Source organism: Protofrankia symbiont of Coriaria myrtifolia, assembly GCF_900634755.1.
Lineage (GTDB): Bacteria > Actinomycetota > Actinomycetes > Frankiales > Frankiaceae > Protofrankia > Protofrankia coriariae.
This window is the reverse complement of record NZ_CAAAFS010000069.1, coordinates 1-21,372: the sequence shown is the minus strand read 5'-3', so window position 1 is coordinate 21,372 and position 21,372 is coordinate 1. Positions and strand designations below refer to the sequence as shown.

Below are 21,372 nucleotides of genomic sequence, written 5' to 3'. Positions count from 1 at the left end.
CCCGCAGCGCGCCCGGGTCGGCCCCGCCCAGCGGGCTCGTCAGCAGGGTGTGGGCCGCCTGCGCGGTCAGCTCGTTCGGTGGGCCGTCGACGCAGCGCAGGGCGAGCAGCAGCGGGGCGACCGTGCCGTCGCGGGCCGGTGGCAGCTCGTCGCCGGCCACCTCGACCGGCACCCCACCTGCGACGAGCATCCGGCGCAGCAGCAGCATCGACCGGGTCGCGCTGCGGACCAGGACCGCCATCCGCTCCCACGGGGTGCCGTTGCCCAGATGCTCCCGGCGCAGCAGGTCCGCGATGCCCTCGGCCTGGGCGCCGGTGGTCGTGTACGTGCGTGCCTCCACCCGTTCGGCGACGGGCGGGCCGGCGGCGACCAGCTCCCGGTGGGCGCGCAGATGCCCGGCGGGCAGGCCGGTGGCGGGGATGCGCCGGGCGACCTCCCGGCTGACCGCGAGCGCGACCGGGCCCAGCCGACGGCAGCGCCGCAGGGTGACGACGTCGGCCGCGCGCCCGTCGACGTGGGGGAAACGAGCCGGGAACTCCAGCAGGCCACGGACCTCCGCCCCCCGGAAGCCGTAGATCGACTGGTCCGGATCGCCGACGACGACGAGGTCGGCGCCGCCGCCGGCGACAGCGCGCAGCAGCCGTTCCTGCGCCGGATCGGTGTCCTGGTACTCGTCGACGAACACGGCCTGGTAGCGGCGACGCAGCTGTGCCCCGACATCATCGCTTTCGGCGACGAGGGCCGCCCGCTGCACCAGTTCGGGATAGTCGATGGCACCCACGTGGTCGAGAGCGTCGAGATAGTCGGCGTAGAAGGTCGCCATCGCCGCCCAGTCCGCCCGGCCGGTGTCACGGGCCAGCCGGGCCAGCGCGTCCGGGTCGAGACCGACCTCCCGGGCGCGGGCGAGCATCGCGCGCGTCTCCTCGGCGAACCCGCGGGTGGTCAGGCAGCCCGCCAGGGCCGCCGGCCACCGGGGGCGGCCGACCTCCCGCGTGCCGGCGAGCAGGTCGCGCAGCTGGGCGTCCTGCTCGGGCCCGGACAGCAGCCGTGGCGGGACGCCGAGCGGGTCGGGCCGGTACAGCCGCAGCAGCGCGTAGCACCAGGCGTGGAACGTCCAGGCAAGCGGGACACCGACCGCGGCCCCCAGCCGCCAGGTGATGCGCTCCCGCAGCTCCCGCGCGGCACGCCGGCTGAAGGTGAGCACGAGGATCGCCGCCGGGTCGAGCCCGTCGCGCACCCGCCGGGCCACCGCCTCGACGATCGTGGTCGTCTTGCCCGTGCCGGGCCCGGCGAGGACGAGCAGCGGGCCCCCGGCGTGGTCGACCACCCGGCGCTGGTCGGCATCGAGGGCAGGCGGCCGCACCGGCGGCGGAGGAGTCCGCACGAGACGGTAGGCCGCCTGGCCGCCCGCGGTCGTGGCCGCTCCACCGGGCCCGGCGGCGTCCTGGGAAACTGTCACCGAAGGCTCCGGAGGATGCCCCGGCCTGCAGGCCGGGGAGGAATCCGGTCTCCCGCGGAGCGGGGCAGGGAAAGCCGATCCGCAGGGACCGGCGTTGAGTGCAGCGCGACCGGCGGTGAACATCCCGGCCGGCGGGAAAACCCCGGTTCGCCGGTGACCACAGAGCGGCATCCCTTCGGTAAAATCATTCCATGTCCCGCTTCCGGCTCTACCCGACCACCGATCAGGTGGCGGTTCTGGAGTCGCATTGCGGGCACGCGCGATACGTGTAGAATCTCACGGTCGAACAGCAATCCTGGTGGAATCCACGCCGCGGACCCGCGCCCGGGTATGCCGAGCAGAACCGGCAGTTGACCGAAGCGCGACGGGAGTTCAACTGGCTTGCCAAGGGCAGCATCATTGTTCAGCAGCAGGCGTTGCGGGACTTCTCCACGGCCATGGCGAACTTTTTCCGCGGCTCGCACCGGAAGCCGTCGTTCCGGAAACGCGGCCGGGGCGAGGGTTTCCGGATCGTCGCGGTGAAACCCGGTGATGTCCGGCACGTGAACCGCCGCTGGTCGCAGGTGCGGGTCCCGAAAGTCGGCTGGGTGCGTTTCCGTCGCACGCGTCCGGTACCGGACGCGAAGTCGTTCCGGGTGACCCGGGATCGTGCGGGCCGGTGGCATGTCGCGTTCACCGTCGCACCCGAACCCATCGAGGCATCCGGGACCGGCGAAGTCGTCGGTGTCGACCGGGGTGTGGCCGTGTCCGCGGCCCTGTCCACCGGGGAACTGCTGATCTGCCCCGGCCTGCGACTCAAGGAGGCTGAACGGCTGCTCCGGCTGCAACGCAGGCTCGCCCGGGCGAAACGCGGCTCGAACCGCCGCGGCCGACTCAAGGCCCAGATCGCCCGGCTCCGGGCCCGGGAGGGCGACCGGCGGAAAGACTGGGTGGAGAAAACCTCGACAGATCTCGCCCGCCGGTTCGACGTGATCCGCGTGGAAGATCTGAAGATCGGGCAGATGACCCGGTCGGCGCGGGGCACGGTCGACACGCCCGGGACAAACGTCCGGGCGAAAGCCGGCCTGAACCGGGGTATTCTTGCGGGCGGCTGGGGTCTGCTGGTCCAGCGGTTGGAACAGAAAGCCCTCGGCCGGGTGGAGAAGATCCCGGCCGCCTATACCAGTCAGCGTTGCTCGTCCTGCGGGCAGGTGGCCGCCGCATCGAGAGAGAGCCAATCTCGGTTCGTGTGCGTCGCCTGCGGGCACGAGAGCAACGCCGACACCAACGCCGCAAGGAATATCGCGGCCGGACGGGCCGTGACCGCGCGGGGAGGCATGGCGTTGGCCGTGCCGGTGAACCGCGAACCTCAACGAACCGCACCTCCTCTGGCGGGTGTGTAGGAGTTGGAATCCCCCGCGTTCACACGGGGGAGGACGTCAAGGCGTAGAGCACACCACGCCCCACCGACAAAATCCGGTCCCGCTGGCGCAACCGGGCGAAACAGCAGTCACGGTCATGAGGCGGACGGCGGTGGACCGGGTGCCGCCGACCACCCGTACGACCTCCGCCGCCGCCCTGACACCGGGGCCGGGCAGCGGATGGGAAAGCCCGGCAGCCCCGGTGGGAGCGGGCAGCGGGCGGCAGGCCTGGTGCACCGTCACCGGGATTACGTGGACGGCCAGGGTGCGCCGTCAACCGGCCGAACCAGCGGAACCGGCCGCCCTGGCGGTACCGGCGGCACCGGCTGTCCGGCCGTCCCAGCGGGCCACGGCCAGGTCCACCCGCTCCCCGCCGGGACGCAGCGCGGTGCCGTCGGCGGCGAGCCGCCGCAGCGCCTCGACCGGGGCGGTGGGATTCGGCTCGCCGGTGGAGCGGATCACCCGGTGCCAGGGCACGTCGTCGTCGTGCCCGTGCCGGCTGAGCACGGCGCCGACCGTCCGGCCGGTGCCCGCGCCCACGTATTCGGCGACATCACCATAGGTCATCACCTTGCCGCGGGGAATTCGCGTGATCGCCTCGAGGACGGTCATCGCGTACGGGCTCGGCCGGCCGCCAACGCTGATCCGGGTGGCCAGCCCCGCGGACACGCTCAGCGGCGGCTCATGCCGCCGCCCGGCCCATCGAGTCTCCACTGCGGCCTCCGCCCTCCCATCGGCTTCCGACCAACCAGCTTCCGAGCAACCGGCTCCTGGGCGCCTCCGACGGACCGGTCGACGGACGGAGCGGTCAGTAGACGGGCAGGGACTTGTCGACCTGGTTCGCCCAGGCGGTCACCCCGCCCTGGACGTGCACCGCCGAGGAGAACCCCGCCCCCTTCAACGTCGCCAGCGCCTCGGCCGAGCGCACCCCGCTCTTGCAGTAGACGACGACCCGGCGGTCCTGCGGCAGTTCGGACAGGTGCGCCGGCAGTTCGCCCTTGGGGATCAGGCGCGCCCCCGGGATGCGCACGATCTCCCACTCCGCCGGTTCCCGCACGTCGACCAGCTCGATCGGCTCGCCCCGGTCCAGCCAGTCCTTGAGCTCGGTGGCCAGGATCGTCGAGCCGGCGGCGGCCCGCTCGGCCTCGTCCGAGACGACCCCGCAGAACGCGTCGTAGTCGATCAGCTCGGTGATGGTCGGGTTCTTGCCGCACAGCCGGCACTCCGGGTCCTTGCGGACCCTGATGGTGCGGTAGCTCAGCTCCAGGGCGTCGTAGACCGTCAGCCGCCCGACCAGCGGCTCGCCGATCCCGGTCAGCACCTTGATCGCCTCGGTGGCCTGGATCGCCCCGATCGACGCGCACAGCACGCCGAGCACACCGCCCTCGGCGCAGGAGGGCACCATGCCGGGCGGGGGCGGCTCCGGGTAGAGGCAGCGGTAGCACGGGCCGTGCTCGGCCCAGAACACGCTCGCCTGCCCGTCGAACCGGTAGATCGACCCCCACACGTACGGCTTGCCGAGCAGCACGCTCGCGTCGTTGACCAGGTAGCGGGTGGCGAAGTTGTCCGTCCCGTCCACGATCAGGTCGTACTGGCTGAAGATCTCCGTGACGTTCGAGGTGTCCAGCCGGGTCTCGTGCAGGACGACGTTGACGTGCGGGTTGATCTCGCGGATGGCGTCCCGGGCCGACTCCGCCTTGGACCGCCCCACGTCGGACTGCCCGTGGATGATCTGACGCTGCAGGTTGGACTCGTCCACGGTGTCGAACTCGACGATGCCGAGCGTGCCCACCCCGGCGGCGGCCAGGTACAGCAGGGTCGGCGAGCCGAGCCCGCCGGCGCCGACGGCGAGCACCTTCGCGTTCTTCAGCCGCTTCTGGCCGTCCATGGCGACATCCGGAATGATCAGATGTCGGGAGTACCGGCGGACCTCGTCGATGGTCAGGTCGGCCGCTGGCTCGACCAGAGGCGGCAGTGACACGATCTCTCCTCGCGGTTACAGCGCTGGCATCCGTACGTCCGGCTACCCTGTCGTCCCATCCTCGCAGGGACGCCATGCCATCATCGGCGGTCCGCCGGCGGCGGCCGGACGCCGACGACGTGAGCACGACACACCTGGATCGTGGGCTGATGTCGACAACGCCGCCAGCGCGCGGAAGCTTCCGCGACCCGAGCCCACCATGCTCCGGGCTCGCCACGCCGGCCGTCCGGCTCGCCCGCGGTGGCGCTACCGGCGGCCCGCGGCCCCGGCTCTGGGCCCGCCGGCCCTCTTCCCGTTGCGTGCACCCTGCCGGCCGTTGCCATTGCCGTTGCCGGCGGCGCCGTCCACCCCCGCGCCGTCCGTGCCGACCCCGTCCGTAGCGCCTCCGTCCGTACCGGACACGGCTGGGCGAGCGGCGGGCGCGGCGGGACCGGTGCCCCGGCCGGCGCCGGTGGGCTGCCGGTCGCGGTGGGCCTGAGCCACGCTGGCGGCGAGGACGGCCACCAGATCGTCCGCGGAGGTGGCCGTCTCGCCCTCGACCGGCGGGGTCACCACGTCGCTACCCGACACCTTCGCGTCGATGACGGCCTGCAGGGCCTGCCGGTAGCCGTCGGTGTAGGGGGTCGGGTCGAAGTCGTCGGACAACGACTCGATCAGCGTCTGCGCCATGACCAGTTCCTGCGGGCCGACGTTCACCTCCTCGTCCAGGAACGGGAAGTCCGGCCGGCGCACCTCGTCCGGCCAGACCATCGTCGACAGGACGAGCACGTCGCCGCGTATCCGCAGGGTCGCAAGCTGCTCCCGCTGCCGCAGAGCGATCTTGACGAGCGCGACCCGGCCGGAGCGGCCGAGCGCGTCGCGCAGGAGCACGTACGACCTGACCCCGCCCCGGTCGGGCTCGATGTAGTAGCTCCTGGCGTAGTAGATCGGGTCGACCTGCGCCAGCGGGACGAACTCCAGCACGTCGATCGTGTGGGAGGTGGGCAGCGGCAGGTTCGCGAAGTCGTCGTCGGTGAGCACGACGGTCTCCCCGGACGGCAGCTCGTAGCCTTTGGCGACCTCCGAGTAGGGCACTTCGACCCCGTCCGCCGCCGCGACCCGCTTGTAGCGGATGCGGGACCCGTCCCACCGCCTGACCTGGTGGAAGGAGACGTCCCGGTCCTCGGTGGCCGGGTAGAGCCGGACCGGAATCCGGACGAGACCGAAGGAGATCGCGCCTTTCCAGATCGACCGCATGCCCGCCCCTTACTGTGAGTTTGAGCATGTTCATAGGTTGTCCCGACCGGCATACCGCGGCGGTGGCAGCACCGGATCACGACAGCGCCGGATCAGATGTCCGCGCTGACGGGTACGGCCCGGCGGGCCGCGCTCCGCAGTCAGCGAACACACTCCTTGCCCAATGGTCTCCCAACGCTGGAGGGTACGGAAGCCGTGTGAGCACAAAAGACGAACGAATCGCGGACGAACGAATCGCGGACGAACGCACACCCGGGGCAGAGCGCCCAGGCACCGGGCGCCACGAGGCGGAGCACTCGGGCGTCGGTCCACCCCGGGGACCTCCCGGAACGACTTCCACCCGCCGGACCGCCAGCCAGGAGGCGGCTCGCCGGCCAGCCAGCGCCGCCGCGGCATCCGGCGAAGCCGGCCGTCGCGTCCAGCACCTGACGCGGTGACGCCGACCCCGGAACCACCGCACGACGATCGCGACACAATTCCGCACTCTGCACACTCTGTGTACGCACTAACACACCGAACGTTTCTAACCTGGTCGCCGCACGACCGGGCCGTTGCCTGCCCACGGCCGGATGAGCTGGTATTCATGGTGGGCGACGTGCCGGACCGAGTCGAAGAACACGGCGATCTTTTTGCCACTTCGGCAGGTACACCCGGCGCACAGGTGGAAGGTTCCAAAACGGCGGTAGGGCCAACGCAAGAGTACAGAGGATCACAGTCCGTAGGCGCTGACAGGAGAAAGCCATGACCTCACCGACGGATCTTCCGCTCGACGTGCATGACGTTCTCGACCGTCCCGACGTGCCCGACGCGGACGCCGCGGAGCAGGCGCGCGAGGTCCTGACGAGCGATTCGCTGCCGCTCACGGCATCGTGGCCGTCGTCGCTGGAGGTCGACGAGTACGACGCCGCGGAGCAGCAGATCGTCGTCGACGTCGACGAGGACGAGTACCGGTGAAGCGGGCCTGACCCGGGCGAGCCCGCGTGAGCCCCGGTTCACGCGGACCCCTGATATCCCCCTGATCCAACGGTGACGCGCCGGCGCCGACGGGCCCGCTCGGTGCGGCCCGCCGGCGCGGGCACGCCCGCACGGGAGAAGGATGATCACCCTGCCCGCGACTCCTCAGGCGGGCCTGGAAATCAGCCAGGCTGGGATCAGTCAGGACGGGGCCGGGCAGGAAAGGTACGGTGAGCCACCAGCGGGTTCACCCCCGCCTGGTACCCACATCCACAGACGCTCAAATCCCCTGTTCCAGATCCTGTATCCCAGATCCTGTACCCCGGATCCCGTACTCAGGTCCCGCCCAGATCCGAGTGCTCATCTTATGTTCACATAACATGACAAAGCACTACAGGTCGGGTCCCGGCCGGGTGCGACGCCCAGCCCGGACATCCGGACGGGCACCACTCCCGGCACGGGCGGCCGCCGAGCCGGCACCGAGGCTCGACCGATCAAAGGAGGTGCGCCGGTGAGCGCCGAGCCGGCCGCGCCGCAACCGCGTTCAGGCAAGACCGCCCGGCTGCCGCGCACCGCTCGCCGTTTCCAGCTGCTGGGAGCGGCCCGTGAAGTTTTCGTTGCCCAGGGCTATCACGCCGCGGCGATGGACGAGATCGCCGAACGCGCGGGCGTCAGCAAGCCTGTCCTCTACCAGCACTTTCCCGGAAAGCTCGAGCTCTACCTGGCGCTGCTGGACGAGCAGGCCCACGCCCTCGTCTCCAGCGTGCAGCGGGCGCTTGCGTCCACTACCGACAACCACACCCGAATCGCCCGATCGATCGCGGCCTACTTCGACTTCGTCGACGACCCCAGCGGCGCCTACCAGCTCGTTCTCGAGTCCGACCTACGCAGCGAACCCGCCGTCCGCAAGCGGGTGGAGAACAGTTTCACCGAGTGCGCCAACGCCATCGCGGACGTCATCGCCGCGGACACCGGCGTCGGCCCGGCCGAGGCCGAACTGCTCTCGATCGGGCTGGTGGGCCTCGCCGAGACCGGCGCCCGCTGGTGGCTGGTCACCGGCGGGGCGGTCTCGAAGGAGCAGGCCGTCGCGACCATGGTCGAACTGGCCTGGCGGGGGCTCGCCGGATATCCGCGCCGCACCACCGGCACCGACCCGACACCGGCCCGGGAAACCACCGGCGACGGTGACGCCTCCAGCGGACCCTGACGTCTCCAACGGACCCTGAGGTCTTCAGCCGACCCTGACGCCTCCAGCGAACATGGCCCGGCCGCGTCCCACGCCCCGCGCCGTAGGCCCTATGGTGACCTAGCCGGCCGAAGACGGCGAGACCCTCGCTCTTCTCCCGCCGCCGGACGTCACCAGGAACCTGGACGGCACACCTGACGAACACGGAGGTCATCACTGGTGGAGGTCAAGATCGGGATCCAGAACGTCGGGCGCGAACTGATCATTGAGAGCGGCCAGTCGCCGGACGACGTGGCCCAGGCGGTCACCGACGCGATCAGGTCGGATCTGGGGCTGCTCACGCTCGTGGACGAGAAGGGCCGGCGGGTCGTCATCCCGATCGGGAAGCTGGCCTACGTCGAGATCGCCGAATCCGAGACACGCCGGGTCGGTTTCGGCGCGCTCTGACGGCGACAGCACCCTCCGGTAACCCGAAACGCCCGACACAATACAAAAGGTAGTCGGAACAAAAGGTAGTCGGATGCCGGCTACCCGGGCCGGGTCGGGTCGGTTTCGGCCGCCCGGCCCCGGCCCGGGCCCGGGCTGTCTCAGGTCGACAGGCCGAGTGCGTCCATCCGTGCCGTGTGCGCGAGGGTGATCCGGTTGAACAGCTCCGCCAGCGCTGTCAGGTCGCCTATCCCGTTCAGCAGGGCGGCGAGCGCGCTGCGCTCCACCGCGACCCGCTGTGCCTCGGTCAGCGCCTCCCCCACCAGCCGCCGGGCCCACAGCGCGAGCCGGCCGGCCACGGTCGGATCGGCCTCGATCGCAGCCCGGACCCGCCCCACCGCGAACGCGGCATGGCCGGTGTCGGCGAGGACGTCAAGGACCAGCGCACGCACGTCGGGATCGAGCACGGTGGCGATCTCGCGGTAGAAGTCCGCGGCGATGCTGTCCCCGACATACACCTTGACCAGGCTTTCCAGCCAGTCGGCAGGCGCGGTGAGGTTGTGGAAGTTCGTCAGCGGCGACACGAACGGCTCCATGGCCCGCACCGGGTCGACCCCCACCCGCAGCAGATGGGCACGAACCTCCTCGAAGTGCGCGAATTCGGCAGCGGCGATGCCAGCCAGCGCAATCTTGTCGGTCAGGGTGGGAGCCATCCGCGCGTCCGTGGCCAGCCGCTCGAACGCGGTCAGTTCGCCAAAGGCAAGCAGTCCCAGCAGATCCACGACGGCGACGTCCGGTATGCCCGCGCGGACAGCATCACGAGCCTGCACGTCACGGGCCTGAACGTCACGGTGCGACTCGGGCGCGTCGGTGGCCACCCCGTGGGCCCGGGCCCCTGGTACGGCCGAATCATGATCGGACCATTTTCGGCCCTCCGGATCGGGGCCGCGTGCCGTGCCGGCCCCGCCGGCCTGACCGCCTGCGTCGTCCCCGCCGATCGACGGCGCCGGAAAGCCGACCCGGCCGGTACCCGTACTGTCCGTCATATCGGATCACCTCAGCCTCGTCCTCACGGCGAACCGCCCCGATATACACCGACCGGAAGCAGGACCGGGACACCTTACGGCACAGGCACTTGCGGCATCTGACGGAATGGGCCGCAGCACCCTGCCGAAGGTCATCGTGTCGGAACATGTCTCGGAGAGCAGCCCACAGGTTATCCTTATCATTAGCCGGGAGCTGCCAAGACCACTTCCGGCCCGCGCGGGCGTCGCCCCACTCCGGGTCAGCGGACCCCGCCGGTAGATGTCGTGAGCGGGTGCAGCGTCGGATCCCGCTCATAGCGACTCGGGGACCTGGGCCTCGATGGCGCGAACGAAGGACGATCGCGCCGTCTCCGGCCCTCTAGCAGACCAGGAGTATCCCGCTGTCCGTTTCAGCCGAAACCACAACACACCGACACGATGACCCCACAGATCCCACGGGGCACCCGGACGCCGGCGAGACGGGGGCCCCGACGGCGCCGGCCACGACACCGGCGCCCGGTTTCGCCGACCTCGGCGTCCGTGAAGAGATCGTCGAGGCCCTGCGCGCCAAGGGCATCGTTTCCCCCTTCCCCATCCAGGAACTGACACTTCCGCTGGCGCTGGCCGGGTCCGACATCATCGGGCAGGCCCGCACCGGCACCGGCAAGACGCTCGCCTTCGGCATCCCGCTCGCGCAGCAGGCGACCAGCCGTGACGAGGGCGCCAGCGGGCAGCCGCAGGCGCTCGTGGTCGTTCCCACCCGCGAGCTGTGCCTGCAGGTCACCGCCGACATCGACCGTGCCGGCTCGGGCCGCGGCCTGCGGGTGCTGCCGGTCTACGGCGGCCGTGCCTACGAGCCGCAGCTGGCAAGCTTGCGCGCCGGCGTGGACATCGTCGTCGGCACCCCCGGCAGGCTGCTCGACCTGGCCCGCCAGAACGCCCTCGTGCTGACGGCGGTGCGCATGCTCGTCCTCGACGAGGCCGACGAAATGCTCGACCTGGGCTTCCTGCCGGACGTCGAGCGCATCCTCGCCCAGCTTCCGGACATCCGCCAGACGCTGCTGTTCTCCGCGACGATGCCGCCGCCGGTGATCTCGCTGGCCCGCCGGTTCATGCGGCGGCCGGTGCACGTCACCGCGGAGCACCCCGACGAGGGCCGCACGGTGCCGGACATCAGCCAGCACGTCTTCCGCGCGCACGCGCTGGACAAGATCGAGGTGCTGGCCCGGGTCCTGCAGGCCGAGGGCCGAGGGCTGGCCATCGTCTTCGTCCGGACCCGCCGTACCGCCGACCGGGTCGCCGACGACCTGACCGGGCGTGGTTTCGCCGCCGCGGCCGTCCACGGGGACATCGGCCAGGGCCAGCGGGAGCAGGCGCTGCGGGCGTTCCGGTCCGGCAAGATCGATGTGCTGGTCGCCACCGACGTCGCCGCCCGTGGCATCGACATCGGCGGAGTGACCCACGTGGTCAACTACCAGTGCCCCGAGGACGAGAACGTCTACCTGCACCGCGTCGGCCGCACCGGCCGGGCCGGCGGCAGCGGGGTGGCGGTGACCTTCGTCGACTGGGACGACCTGCCGCGGTGGTCCCTGGTCAACCAGGCGCTGGGCCTGCCCTTCGACACGCCGGTCGAGACCTACTCGACATCCCCGCACCTGTTCGAGGCCCTGTCCATCCCCGCGGACGCCCGCGGGGTGCTGCCGCAGGCGTCCCGTACCCGGGCCGGGCTCGCCGCCGAGGAGGTCGAGGACCTCGGGGAGACCGGGCGTCCGAAGCGCCGGCGGTCAGGCCGGGCCGGTGACCGGCCGGACGCCACCCGCGCCGAGCCGTCGGCCGGTCGGCCCCCCGCCGCCCGCACGACCCGGACCAGGCGCCGTACCCGTGGGGGCGGCGCCGCGGTGGCGGCGGTGACCGTGGTCCCCGCCGACGAGCCCACCGACGCGCAGCCGGCGGCTCACGCGGACGCGCCCGCGCAACAGCCGGCATCCACTCGGCCGGCATCCACTCGGCCGGCTCGTCCAGCCCCGGCCGACGCGGTCCCAGCCCTGTCCCCGGCAGCGTCCGTGGAACTTCCCGGCGCACCGGCTGGCGGGCCGTCCGTGGCCGAACCGCGGCCGGCCGGGACCAGCGGGCGGATACGGCCGGCGGCCAGCAGGGCTGCCCTGTTCCTGGAGCCTGCTCCGCTGCATCCGACGGCGCCGGACACCGGCTCGGATTCCATCGTGGCTGCCGACATCGTGAAGCCCGACATCGTTGAACCCGGCATCGTGGAGCCCAATATCGTGGACCAGGGCATCGTGGACCACGATTCTGCCGCTCCGGGCTCCGGTGCGGACGGCGCCGCGGTGACCGGGCCGGCTCCCCGGCGGCGCCGACGCCACCGGCGGCGCGACGATCGCGGCCGTCCCGTCGGCTCACCGGCCGTGGAGGCGAACCTCACCGGCAGGCAGGACGACCGGATCGAGCAGCGAGCCGAGTCGGCCTGACGACCCCGGCCCGGACCAGCCCGGTCCGGGCCAGCCCGGCGTTCCGGAAGGCCGAACAGCCGGCATGATCGCTGGTTCGTCGGGTCGGTCAGCCCGTCGTCCCTGTCAGTCCCGTCAGAACCCGGCGGACGCGCGGAGCCCGGACGTGAAGCGCGCCGCCGGCCACCCGGCCGGACCTGTCAGGGCTCGACGGAGGTGTGGACCCGCAGCCGGATGCGCACCCAGGCGATCCGCCGGCATGCCGGGCAGCGCACCAGGGACCGGTGCCGCAACCGTGGCACCGGCACATGCACGCTGGGGATCAACAGGGCGACCGCCTCACGCGGCCGGAGCGTGGTCGTCTGCCCGCAGCGGGAGCACATCACATCCAGCCCGCTGGCCACCGGCGTGACCGGTGTGCCCGGCCTGCCCCCGCTGTAGAGCGCCCGCTTGCCGTGGACGTCCCGGCCTACCGTCACCGGGGTGGCAAAGCGCTCGTGGGCCGCGGGTGGGGGCTGCGCGGCGCTGCGCGGCCGTAGCCGGTCGAAACCGGCGGACGCGGCAGCCGCTTCCCGGCGGGCACTCACCGGCTCGTGGCCCGGGACACCGTGCCGGCTGCCGCCGCTGCCGCCGCGCCGACTACCGCGCCGGCCGTCATGCCCGCCACCACGCCGGCCGCCACCGGCGGGCGAGCCGGTGATCCGCCCGGTGGCGTCGATCCCGGCACCGGTACCGGCGGCACCGCGGACGCCGTCCGGGGCGTGCTCCCAGCCGTCCCTCGGGCCACGGCCCCGCCGCCGCCCTCTCGTCGAGGGTCGGACGCGGCCCCGGTGGCGGAGCCCGCCAGCAGCGCCCGGGCATGCGCCCGGTATGCCGTCGCCCCCCTGGAACGTCTCGCCGTCGTGAGGATCGAACGTCCGGAACCCGGCGCCTCGGCGAACCGGACCGACCGCGCGATGGGCGGCTGGAGCACCGCGACCGCGTACCGGGCGGAAACGTCCGCCAGGACGGCGCGGCCGTGCGCGGTCCGGGCGTCGAACAGGGTCGGCAGCACCCCGCGGACCCGCAGCTCGGCGTTGGTCAGACGTTGCACGTCGTGGACGGTGTCGAGCAGTTGCCCGACACCGCGATGCGACAGGGTCTCGCACTGCAACGGGATGATCACCTCGTCCGCCGCCGTCAGCCCGTTGATCGTCAGGATTCCGAGCGAGGGCGGACAGTCGATCAGGATGAAGTCGTAGCGCTCGTCGATCTCGGCGAGCGCGAGCCGTAGCGCGTGCTCACGGCCGGTGCGGGACAACAGCACGGCCTCGCAGCCGGCCAGCTCGATGGTCGCCGGCAGCAGATCCGGGCCGTCCTCGGTTCGCCGCACCACGAGGCCAGGGCTGAGCCGGCCCAGCAGCACATCGTGCACGGACAGCTCGATGACGTCTGGATCCAGGCCCAGGGAGAACGTCAGGCATGCCTGCGGGTCGAGGTCAACGAGCAGAACCCGGCATCCCAACTCGCTCAGCGCGGCGCCGAGGCTCGCCACGGACGTCGTCTTGGCGACGCCACCCTTCTGGTTTGTGACGGCGAAGACGCGAGCCATACAGATCAGTCTCCAAGCGTTGGCGCAAAACCACAACACCCCACGCCACAACAACATCACCGATACCTGAAAAACTCGATCTCTATTTCGGACAAATCATAAAAGAACGCGCATTCATCGGGCCATGATCAGCCGTGGGCCTTCCTGTCGGCATACCTGGTTGGGCATCGGGCCCCGGCCCGGGAAACCTCTGGGCGGCACGGCGGAGGTCTGTGAGGATGAGGAGATGGCACGCGGCGCGCCGGTACCGCCCGGGCGGGAGCTCCGGGCGGCCTCGACAGCGGCGTCCGCGGCATGCTCCCGATCGTCCGAGCACCGCGGTGGCTTTCGCCGGCCCCCGCCACCGCAATGATCGGTGACATTCTCGGCCTGCTGCTGGTCGTCGCCCTCATCGCCGCCAACGGGCTGTTCGTGACCGCCGAATTCGCCTTTGTGGCGGTCGACCGCAGCCGGCTCGAGCAGGCGGCGCGGGACGGTTCCCACCGCGCGGCCCGGGTGCTGCGGGCCGTCCGGTCGCTGTCGTTCCAGCTTTCCGGCGCGCAGCTGGGAATCACCCTGACGTCGCTGGTACTCGGTTACATCGCCGAGCCCGCGATCGCCTCCCTGCTGCTACCGGCGATCAACGCGACCGGCCTGCCAGCCGACGTCGGCCATGCCGTCGCGGTGACCGCCGCCCTGCTGATCGCGACAGTCACCCAGATGATCTTCGGCGAGCTCTTCCCGAAGAACATCGCGGTCGCGACACCGATGGCCACGGCCCAGTGGGTCGCCGGGCCGCAGATGCTCTTCTCCAGCGTCTGCCGACCGATCATCACGCTTCTCGACGGATCCGCCAACCGGTTGCTGCGCGCGCTGGGGATCGAGCCGCGGACCCAACTGCGATCGGCCAGATCACCGTCCGAGCTCGGCTGGCTGGTGCGCTCGTCGGCCGAGCACGGCACGCTGCCCGGCAACACCGCAAGTCTGCTGGGCAGATCCCTGCGGCTACGCGAGCGCGCCGCCCAGGACGTCATGACGCCGCGGGTGCGGGTGGTCGCGCTGCACGCCGACGACAGCGTCACGGAACTGCTCCGGGTCACCGGGGAATCAGGCCACTCCCGTTTCCCCGTCCTGCGCCCCGCCGGTGCCGCCGCGCCCGATACCGGCGCCCGCAGGGATTCGAGTGCCGGTAGGGATACGGGCGCCGATCGCGGCACCACCGGCCGCGGCGGCGGAGGCCAGGCCGCCGAGCCGCCGGGCCCGGGGAGCGTCACGGCTGTTCCCGGGGACGTCGACGACGTCGTCGGGGTCGTCCACGTCAAGGACGCCTTCGGTGTGCCGCCGGCCGAGCGCGGCAGCACACCGGTCAGCCGGCTCATGGTCGCTCCGGTGGTGGTGCCGGCATCGCTGAGCTGCGACGATCTGCTCACCACCCTGCGCGGGCACAGCCTCCAGATCGCCGTGGTCATCGACGAGTACGGCGGCACCGCCGGCCTGGTCACCCTGGAGGACCTCGTCGAGGAACTCGTCGGCCATGTCCTGGACGAGTACGACGCGCCGGAAAGACCCGACGCCACCGCCGGGCCGGACGGGAGCTGGTCGCTGTCCGGCCTGCTCCGCCCGGACGAGGTCGCCGACCTGACCGGTGTCCGGCTGCCCGACGGCCCGTACGAAACCGTCGCCGGCGTCGTCCTGCACCGGCTCGGGCGCATTCCCAAGCCGGGTGACCAGGTCGACGTCGAAGGCCAACTGCTCACCGTCGAGGAGATGGACCATCATCGCGTCAGCCGTGTCCGGCTGGCGGGCCGCCCGCCCGACCAGCCAGCCCGGACCCGCCGGAGCGGGCACTCCGGTCACTCGTCCGGCCCGCGTGGCCCGCACGCTCCGCGCAGCGCCGTCGGCGCCGACGGCCCGGCCGGACGGGCACGGCGATGACCCTGCTCTATCTTGTCGGCGCGATCTTCCTGCTGGCCGGCAACGCGTTCTTCGTCGGCGCCGAGTTCGCCGTCATCTCGGTCCGTCGCGACCAGATGGAACCGTATGCGGCCGAGGGCGACCACCAGGCCCGCAGCGTCCTCACCGCGATCGAGAACCTGTCGCTGATGCTCGCGGCTTCCCAGCTCGGCATCACGATCTGCTCGCTCGGGCTCGGCGCGGTGGCCGAGCCCGCGATCGCCCACCTGATCGAGGGGGGTCTGGACGGGCTCGGCGTCCCCAGCGGTTTCCATCACCCGATCGGGTTCGCGCTCGCGCTCCTGATCGTCGTCTGCCTGCACATCGTGCTCGGCGAAATGGTGCCGAAGAACATCGCGCTGGCCGGCCCCGAGAAGGCCGCCCGCTGGCTCGCACCGCCGTTGCTCCGGTTCGCCGGCCTGACCCGCCCGCTGATCGTCTTTCTCAACGCCGTCGCCAACCGGTGTGTCCGGCTCGTCCGCGTCCATCCGGTGGACGAGCTGAGCACCGCCTACACCCCGGACCAGCTCGCGGTGATGATCGCGGAATCCCGGCAGCAGGGCCTGTTGGAGGACACCGAGCACGAGTTGCTGACCGGCGCGCTGGAACTGTCCGAGCGGACCGCCGGCACCATCATGATCCCGGTTGTCGAGATCGTGACCGTCCCGTGGTCGGTGACCGCGTCCGAGCTGGAGAGGCTGGTCGCCGGGACCGGCTTCTCCCGCTTCCCGGTACGCGCCGCCGACGGCGACGCCCCAGCCGGACCGGGACCGGTAATCGTCGGTTTCGTGCACGCCAAGGACGTCATCGGTATCCACGGCGACGCCCGGGACGAACCGCTGCCGCCACGCAGGCTGCGGCCGATGGTCGAGATCCGCGCCGACCTGCCGCTGGACGAGGTCCTGCGCCTGATGCAGCGCAGCGGCTGCCACCTCGGCCGGATACCCGGGCCGAACGGCACGACCCGCGGCGTCATCGCTCTCGAGGACGTGGTCGAGGAGTTCGTGGGCGAGATCGAGGACGCCAGCCACCGGCCGGGCGTAGGTGAAAACCTCCCCTATGACAGCGGTTTCCACCTACAGGCGCGGAAGCCGTAGGTGGAAACCGCTGTCCTGGTGACGGCTTCCACCTACGGACGGAGAGGCTTCGGGCGGCGAGGCGTGGCTCCTAGGCCTTCTCGTTCCTGGGCGCGGCCGACTGGACGACCTCGAAGGACCACAGCGTGGCCGCGGTCGCGGCCGGCGCACCAGCCCCGGGGTGACCGCCGGGTCCGCCGTGACCGGCCGGCGCACCAGATCCGGGATGACCAGCCGGCGCGCCATGGCCGGCTGGCGCACCGGCACCGGGGTGACCGCCGGCTCCGGGATGACCGGCCGGCCCCGGACCACCCGCGGCGTCCGCCGCCGCCTGCGCGTGCCCGGCCTGGAAGGCGTTGGACGCCTGCCATTTCTGGAAGTCCTCCTCGCTACGCCAACGCGTGTAGACGAGGTAGGTGTCGGTGCCCTCCACCGGCCGTAGCAGCTCGAACCACTCGAAACCGTCCGCGGCCTCCACGATGCCGGCCCGACCAGCGAACCGCTGCTCCAGCGTGGCCCGCAGCTCGGCCGGGACGGTCAGTGCATTGATCTTCACAACGCTCATGAGGCCACGTTAGTTCGTGGCACCGGTCACGCGACACCGCAACGACTCACTCAGAGCGGCGCATGCACGCACCGCCCGGCATTGCATCACCATCTGATCGCAATCTGGACACGTAACGCACCCTGCATGCATCTATCATGGTCAATGTGGAACTATTAGTTGCTATTTGATTTCTGAGAGTAAGAAACGGGGATGTTCAGGTGATTGATCAGCGGCATCGAGTCAACGAGGTCACTGATGCCGTGACACGATCCGGGGCCTGCCGGCCGATGGCCGACGCGGGCGGTGCCACCAGCGTCAACAGTGCCACCGATACCGACAGCACCAGCGGTACCACCGACAGCACCGACAGCATGGCGGCGAGCCCCGGCCCGGATGTCGGGCTGTTCGGGCCGTCCAGCATGACCTGGCGGGTACGCAGCGATCCGAGCATGATCATTGCCGGTATCCGCGCGTTGCTCCTGCAGGGCGTGCATCCGCTGGCGATGGCCGGCGTCGCCCAGCATTCCGCCTACCGGGCCGACCCGTGGGGACGTCTGCTGCGCACCGCCACCTACGTCGAAACGATCACCTACGGAACCACGGAACAGGCACGGCACGCGGCCGAACGGGTACGTCACGTGCACGCAGGTATCCGTGGCATCGAGCCCACCAGCGGCCGGCCCTACCGGGCCGCCGATCCCGAACTGCTGCTGTGGGTGCATGCGAGCGAGGTCGAGTCCTTCCTCACGACAGCCCGTCGATGCGGGCTGCGCCTTACCGACAGCCAGGCCGACGCCTACTTCGCCGAGCAGGTGCGTGCCGCCGAGCTGATCGGCATCCCGGCGGAGGATGTCCCGGACAGCCGGGCCGCGGTTGCCCGCTATTTCGCCCGGATGCGCCCTCACCTGCGGGTGACCTCGCAGTCCCACGAGATGATCTCGTTCATCCTGCGGCCGCCCATGCCCCGGTGGGTGTCGCGGACCACGCCCGCGCGCCCGGCGTGGTCCGCCCTGAGCGCGATCGCGGTCGGGATGCTGCCTGGCTGGGCCCGGCGGCTCTACGGCCTGCCCGACACGCCGCTGCTGGACGCCGCCGCCTGCCTGGGCGCACGGGCGACACGTACCGCGCTGCTCGCGCTGCCACGCCGGCTACGGCAGGTCCCCGGGTCGGGGGACGCTACGGCACGCCGCGCCAGGACGCGCACTGCCAGGCCTGTGCCCGACGCCCGGATGATCCCCCGGGACGCTCCGCGGCGCCTCGTGATGACACCGCCGCGCCAGCGGACGGAGGAGGACCCGCTGCCGCCTCAGACCCGCCGCCTCCCAGCCCACCTGACGGTGGCACCAGGCCGGTGACCCCAGCCCGACAACACCGACAGCCAGTCCCGACGACACCGTAAGCCAGCCTGGCGACACAGCGGGGAGGTGTCACGGGCAGCCGGATGTGGCCTACTCTTGCCGATCGTGGCTCAACTTCCCCGGGTAGCGGTGTTCGGTGCGGGTCCGGCCGCCGGTACGGCGCTGCGCGTGCTCATCGACTCCGGGCTGGACGCGCACCTGTTCGTGACACACGATCGCGCGACGCACGACGCGGACGGCCCGGCGACGGCGCCCCCCTCGCCCACCGGAGGACCCGCCGGGGCCGGTGGGGAGTCTCCCAGAACCGGTGGGGAGTTCCCGGACGAGCGGGGCTTCGCCGGGCGGTTCACGAGGCTCGATAGCGGCGGCTACGAGATTCACCCGCAGGACGACGGCCGCCGGCCGTTCGACGTCCGCGGCGGTGACCAGCCGGCGACTCGATGGGACGCCGTGGTCCTCCTCGGCGGAGTCGTCGGGCCTGTCGTCGGAAAGGCCGCCGCGCACCGGCTGACCAGCTCGCCCGCCGTCCCATCGGCGTTGTTCGGCGGCGTTTTCGACCCGGACGCGGAAGGGGTGTACGGATGTGGCGTCCTGCCAAGCGGCGTGTCGCCGGGGTCGGGGCCGGGGCCGGCCGGCGGCACCGGGGCGATCAGTGTCACCGACGCCGTCCGGCTCGCTGAGGCGCAGGCCCGCTGGCTGGGCGAGTACCTGCGCGGCCGCTATCTGCTGCCGCCACGATCGGTGATGCTGACCGCTACCGGCGCCGCCGGAGCATCGCGGTCACCAGTCGGTGACCTGCGCGGTCGGTGGTCGCGGCCACACCACCGTGGCGGCGTCGACGCCTACCTGCGGTGGCTGGCCGCCGAGGTGCGCCGGGGACGCGCCCGGGCCGCCGCCGGCCGGTATCCGCTGCCCGTCCCCTCCCTGCTCACGACGTGCTGATCTCGGGGCCCTCGGTCCCGCAGAAGCCCGCGGCGGAGCGCGGCAGCCGGGCATAGCCGCGTCCCCGCGGCCACCCGTGGGGCGGCACGGGGTGCGCGGGGCGCGGGCGCGCGCGGCGGGGTGTGTCAGGCGAGGATGGCCAGCCGCTGGGCCGCCGCCCGCAGGGTGTCCAGCCGTTTCGGGAAGGCGAAACGTATGATGTGACGCCCGTATGCGGGTTCGTTGAAGAACGACGATCCGGGGACCGATGCCACCCCGACCGTCTCCAGTAGCCGGCGGGCGAAGGCCACGTCGTCCCCGTCAGGGTCGAACGATCGCGTATCGCACATGACGTAGTACGCTCCGTCAGGTGGCCGGAAATGGAAGCCGGCCGCGGCGAGCGCGCCGCACAGCAGGTCACGGCGCTCGAGGTAGTCGGTGACGATGCTGTCGTAGTAGCTCGACGGCAGGGCCATAGCGGCGGCCCCGCCCGCCTGCAACGGCGCGGCGGCCCCGACGGTCAGGAAGTCGTGGACCTTGCGGATGGCGGCGGTGTAGGCCGGTGGGGCGATGGTCCAGCCGACCCGCCAGCCCGTCACCGCATAGGTCTTCGACAGGGCGTTGATCGTGACCGTGCGGTCGGCGAGCCCCGGGACGGTGGCGGGCGGGATGTGCCCGCCCGGGCCGAGATACTGGATGTGCTCGTAGATCTCGTCGGTGAAGACGAGCGCGTCGTGCCGCTGGCAGAGCTCTGCGATCAGCTCCAGCTCGGCGCGGGTGAACACCTTGCCGGTCGGGTTGTGCGGCGTGTTGATGACGACGGCCCGGACCCGGTCGGAGAAGGCGGCGCGCAGCTGCGCCTCGTCGATGCTCCAGTCGGGCCCGTGCAGCGGGACGAACTTCGGCCGCGCGCCGGAGAGGATCGTGTCCGGGCCGTAGTTCTCGTAGAAGGGCTCGAAGAGCAGCACCTCCTCGCCGGGGTCGACCAGCGCGAGCATGGTCGCGATCATCGCTTCGGTGGAACCGCAGGTCACGCAGATCTCGGTCTCCGGATCCACCGTCCACCCCGGATAGGTACGGGCGACCTTGGCGGCGATGGCGCGCCGGAAGGCCTTCGCGCCCCAGGTGATGGCGTACTGGTTGTCGTCCGCGTCGATGGCGGCCTTCGCCGCCTCCTTCAGTTCGGCCGGGCAGGGGAAGTCCGGGAAGCCCTGTGCGAGGTTGATGCCGTCGTGCGCCAGGCAGAGCCGGGTCATCTCCCGGATCACCGACTCGGTGAACGTCCCGGCCTTCGCCGACACTCGCAACGGGCCGCCCGCGGGCCGGGCCTGGCCGCCACCGGGCAGCCGGGCGTCCTGCAACATGATCGGCGACACGGCCGGCGACACGGCCGAGGGCGCGGTGTTCGGCTGGCCGGCACTCGCTCGCTCTGTCACGAAGCCATCATGGCCCAGCTCCCGCCGGCCTACCGGACAACGAGCAGGCCCCGGACGCTCCTCGGCTGAAACCGCCGGCGGAGCCGCGACCGGAAACAGATGCCATTCACATGATCCATACGACAGCCCATGGGCAAGGATGTGAATCCGGTGCCGCTGTGACAGCACTGAATTCACATCCTTCGGGCACTTCGGAGGGGCCGCCCGAACAGAGGCGTGGCGGACGGCGGCGTTCAGGCGTTTCCACAGGTCACAGCCCTACCCGGACAAACACCAATCAAGATTCTCTGACGCTCCCCAGCCGGGCGCGGGGATACGGGCTGGCGCGGGGGTACGGGGTTCAGCCGGGTGGCTCGGCGGCGGCGACGGCGTCCCAGGG

General features: G+C 71.6%; 17 protein-coding genes and 1 pseudogene. 9 read left to right on the top strand and 9 right to left on the bottom strand.

Going from position 1 to position 21,372, the window contains the following annotated elements; genetic code table 11:
• A partial coding sequence (locus tag CM1CMNOD_RS04040) for an ATP-dependent helicase (protein WP_131773839.1) occupies positions 1-1,459 on the bottom strand: 1,459 nt, incomplete at its 3' end.
• A gap of 191 nt (positions 1,460-1,650) precedes the next feature.
• Here CM1CMNOD_RS04040 and CM1CMNOD_RS04035 point away from each other — a divergent pair.
• Positions 1,651-2,841, top strand: a pseudogene (locus CM1CMNOD_RS04035) (RNA-guided endonuclease InsQ/TnpB family protein).
• A gap of 291 nt (positions 2,842-3,132) precedes the next feature.
• Here the strand turns inward: CM1CMNOD_RS04035 and CM1CMNOD_RS04030 are convergent.
• The 3 genes from CM1CMNOD_RS04030 to CM1CMNOD_RS04020 all read right to left on the bottom strand — a co-directional run bounded on the left by CM1CMNOD_RS04030 (position 3,133) and on the right by CM1CMNOD_RS04020 (position 6,076).
• Positions 3,133-3,573, bottom strand: a complete 441-nt coding sequence (locus tag CM1CMNOD_RS04030) for an MGMT family protein (RefSeq protein WP_013872390.1) — start codon at positions 3,571-3,573, stop codon at positions 3,133-3,135.
• A 94-nt stretch (positions 3,574-3,667) separates the two neighbouring features.
• Entirely contained in the window at positions 3,668-4,840 is a 1,173-nt protein-coding gene (moeZ, locus tag CM1CMNOD_RS04025; RefSeq protein ID WP_013872389.1) for an adenylyltransferase/sulfurtransferase MoeZ, read from the bottom strand.
• A 246-nt stretch (positions 4,841-5,086) separates the two neighbouring features.
• A complete protein-coding gene (locus CM1CMNOD_RS04020; RefSeq protein ID WP_013872388.1) occupies positions 5,087-6,076 on the bottom strand; it encodes a Ku protein in 990 nt (329 codons plus the stop codon).
• 741 nt (positions 6,077-6,817) lie between these two features.
• Here CM1CMNOD_RS04020 and CM1CMNOD_RS04015 point away from each other — a divergent pair.
• The 3 genes from CM1CMNOD_RS04015 (at position 6,818) to CM1CMNOD_RS04005 (ending at position 8,663) form a co-directional block, all read left to right on the top strand.
• A complete protein-coding gene (locus tag CM1CMNOD_RS04015; protein ID WP_013872387.1) occupies positions 6,818-7,030 on the top strand; it encodes a hypothetical protein in 213 nt (70 codons plus the stop codon).
• Between the two features lie 511 nt (positions 7,031-7,541).
• Complete coding sequence (locus CM1CMNOD_RS04010; protein ID WP_013872386.1) at positions 7,542-8,237, top strand: TetR/AcrR family transcriptional regulator; 696 nt, start codon at positions 7,542-7,544, stop codon at positions 8,235-8,237.
• A gap of 198 nt (positions 8,238-8,435) precedes the next feature.
• The gene (locus tag CM1CMNOD_RS04005; RefSeq protein WP_013872385.1) at positions 8,436-8,663 is read left to right on the top strand and encodes a DUF3107 domain-containing protein; all 228 of its coding nucleotides are present in this window, start codon (positions 8,436-8,438) and stop codon (positions 8,661-8,663) included.
• Between the two features lie 140 nt (positions 8,664-8,803).
• Here CM1CMNOD_RS04005 and CM1CMNOD_RS04000 read toward each other — a convergent pair whose 3' ends face one another.
• The gene (locus CM1CMNOD_RS04000) at positions 8,804-9,688 is read right to left on the bottom strand and encodes a ferritin-like fold-containing protein (protein ID WP_013872384.1); all 885 of its coding nucleotides are present in this window, start codon (positions 9,686-9,688) and stop codon (positions 8,804-8,806) included.
• A 527-nt stretch (positions 9,689-10,215) separates the two neighbouring features.
• Between CM1CMNOD_RS04000 and CM1CMNOD_RS03995 the strand changes: the two genes are divergently transcribed.
• Positions 10,216-12,153, top strand: a complete 1,938-nt coding sequence (locus CM1CMNOD_RS03995) for a DEAD/DEAH box helicase (protein ID WP_237703080.1) — start codon at positions 10,216-10,218, stop codon at positions 12,151-12,153.
• Positions 12,154-12,332: 179 nt separating this feature from the next.
• Here the strand turns inward: CM1CMNOD_RS03995 and CM1CMNOD_RS03990 are convergent, their stop codons facing one another.
• Positions 12,333-12,719: a hypothetical protein gene (locus CM1CMNOD_RS03990; RefSeq protein WP_237702989.1), complete on the bottom strand. Its 387-nt coding sequence runs from the start codon at positions 12,717-12,719 to the stop codon at positions 12,333-12,335.
• Entirely contained in the window at positions 12,716-13,723 is a 1,008-nt protein-coding gene (locus CM1CMNOD_RS03985; RefSeq protein ID WP_013872381.1) for a ParA family protein, read from the bottom strand. Before CM1CMNOD_RS03985 ends, CM1CMNOD_RS03990 begins: the two co-directional genes overlap by 4 nt.
• A 294-nt stretch (positions 13,724-14,017) precedes the next feature.
• Here CM1CMNOD_RS03985 and CM1CMNOD_RS03980 point away from each other — a divergent pair, with 294 nt between their 5' ends.
• Positions 14,018-15,637 (top strand): hemolysin family protein, encoded by a 1,620-nt coding sequence (locus CM1CMNOD_RS03980; protein ID WP_013872380.1) that lies wholly within the window; start codon positions 14,018-14,020, stop codon positions 15,635-15,637.
• Positions 15,634-16,752 carry a hemolysin family protein gene (locus tag CM1CMNOD_RS03975; RefSeq protein ID WP_013872379.1) on the top strand — a complete coding sequence of 373 codons (1,119 nt, stop codon included), beginning with the start codon at positions 15,634-15,636 and terminating at the stop codon, positions 16,750-16,752. The genes CM1CMNOD_RS03980 and CM1CMNOD_RS03975 overlap by 4 nt, the downstream gene beginning before the upstream one ends.
• Positions 16,753-16,822: 70 nt before the next feature.
• On the opposite strand, the gene CM1CMNOD_RS03970 is transcribed toward CM1CMNOD_RS03975, so the two are convergent.
• A complete protein-coding gene (locus CM1CMNOD_RS03970) occupies positions 16,823-17,296 on the bottom strand; it encodes an antibiotic biosynthesis monooxygenase family protein (RefSeq protein WP_013872378.1) in 474 nt (157 codons plus the stop codon).
• 242 nt (positions 17,297-17,538) lie between these two features.
• Here CM1CMNOD_RS03970 and CM1CMNOD_RS03965 point away from each other — a divergent pair, with 242 nt between their 5' ends.
• The gene (locus CM1CMNOD_RS03965; RefSeq protein ID WP_202797674.1) at positions 17,539-18,633 is read left to right on the top strand and encodes an oxygenase MpaB family protein; all 1,095 of its coding nucleotides are present in this window, start codon (positions 17,539-17,541) and stop codon (positions 18,631-18,633) included.
• Positions 18,634-18,732: 99 nt separating this feature from the next.
• The gene (locus tag CM1CMNOD_RS03960; protein WP_131772150.1) at positions 18,733-19,578 is read left to right on the top strand and encodes a hypothetical protein; all 846 of its coding nucleotides are present in this window, start codon (positions 18,733-18,735) and stop codon (positions 19,576-19,578) included.
• A gap of 125 nt (positions 19,579-19,703) precedes the next feature.
• Here the strand turns inward: CM1CMNOD_RS03960 and CM1CMNOD_RS03955 are convergent, their stop codons facing one another.
• Positions 19,704-20,921, bottom strand: coding sequence for a pyridoxal phosphate-dependent aminotransferase (locus tag CM1CMNOD_RS03955; RefSeq protein WP_050803684.1), 1,218 nt, complete (start codon positions 20,919-20,921; stop codon positions 19,704-19,706).
• Positions 20,922-21,372: the final 451 nt, after the last annotated feature.